General features: G+C 73.1%; 2 protein-coding genes. One reads left to right on the top strand and one right to left on the bottom strand.

Features of this window, described 5'->3' with window-relative positions:
* Window positions 1–46: 46 nt before the first annotated feature.
* Window positions 47–508 (bottom strand): CopL family metal-binding regulatory protein, encoded by a 462-nt coding sequence (locus tag A7A76_RS17290; RefSeq protein WP_206412368.1) that lies wholly within the window; start codon window positions 506–508, stop codon window positions 47–49.
* Between the two features lie 605 nt (window positions 509–1,113).
* Here A7A76_RS17290 and A7A76_RS17295 point away from each other — a divergent pair.
* The coding region (locus A7A76_RS17295) for a hypothetical protein (protein ID WP_206412369.1) at window positions 1,114–1,447 on the top strand (334 nt) is incomplete at its 3' end.

Consider the following 1,447-nt stretch of genomic DNA (forward strand, 5'->3'; position numbering starts at 1 on the left):
CGGGGCGGACGGGCCGTGGGCCGGAGCGATCCGGCCGGGCGCGAGCTCAGCCGATGGGTGGCCGGATCAACCGGCTCGGCACGCCGCTGGGCGGGGCGTGCGGGCCCGGCAGCGCGGGCGCGAGCGTATCCAGGCGCGGCGGCAGCGGCGCGATCGCGTGGGCGATGCTGGCCGCCTGCAGACAATCGCACTGGCAGGCGAACTTGCCGCAGCAATCGCCTGCGTGCGGCGCGGCCGGGTCGCCGGGATGGCCGGCGTGCCCGGGTTCGGGCTGGGCGCCGCCGCCGTGATGGGGCTTGGCCGAATCGGCCTGCGCCATCGCCGAGGGCGCCATGCCTTCGTGGCAATCGCCCATGTCCGCCGCGGCCATCGGCGCGGGAGCGGCCGAGGCCGCGACGCGCGGGCCCATCGCATGGCCGCCGCTGGCGATCATCGCCGCCGCCGCGTAGCCGTTGAGGCTCAACGCGACGATCAGCGATACACGCAGCAGCAGCGAAAGAAAGGGCATGCGGAAGAAGGCGAGAGGATGGCGCAGGAGGGCGCAACGGCCGTCATTGTGCCCTCAATCGGCGATGCGGGTGCAACCTTCTGGTGTGGGAAGGTTGTCCGCGGTGTTCATCGTGGCGCGCGAATGCGGCCGCGAGCGGGCTGGGCCGAGCCTCGCGACCCGATGCACCGCGCACGGGCGGCGCGTCGCCGAGCGAGCGGGCGGCGCCCGCGCGAGCGCCAGCGGCTGTGTCATCGCTCGACGCGCATCGCAGGCCGATACTCGCTCTTGTGATCCGCATCGCAACCGCATCGGTTGAATTGCGCTTCGCCGCCGACGTAGACGCGCGCATGGCCGCACGCGCGCTTCGTTCATCCGGCACCGATCCGGCAAGCGCTTGCCGATGACTGCGCAACTGGCATAATCCGTACACCACGGACGACGTAGTCACGGCTCGTCCACTTTCGGCCAGCCGGCGTTCCCGCCCGCAAGCTCGCGACCCTCAGAGCCTGCAGGTGACCCTTGAACGCACTGCCACGCGCGGTTTGCGCGACCGCCGCTTTCCATGATTGCGCTCCTCTCGATGTGCGCTCCGCGCCGCATGCGGCGACCGGAGCGCGGCGATGATGGACGAAGCGCAACCGGCGCCGGCGCATGCGGCATCCGCGGCCGAGCCCGCCGCGATCGAACTCGCGGACGCCGCGCCGCCGGCCCTGCTGTCGAGTTACCGGCCGCACGATTCGCTGTTCTCCTCCAGCCAGACCCAGTTGCACGCACGCGGCGTGCAGCAGGCGCTGACGCGCGCCAGCGACGACGACCTCGCCGGCGCCAGCGAACGCCTGTTGGCGCAGGTGGCGGCCGAAAGCGGGCGCTTGCCGCTGCTGGGCGCGGTGCCGTTCGAAGCCGGCCAGCCCGCGCGGCTGTGGGTGCCGGCGCAGGCCGCGTTCGCGGCCGGACGCG

The sequence above is a fragment of the Lysobacter enzymogenes genome, from assembly GCF_017168095.1.
Classification (GTDB): domain Bacteria; phylum Pseudomonadota; class Gammaproteobacteria; order Xanthomonadales; family Xanthomonadaceae; genus Lysobacter; species Lysobacter enzymogenes_D.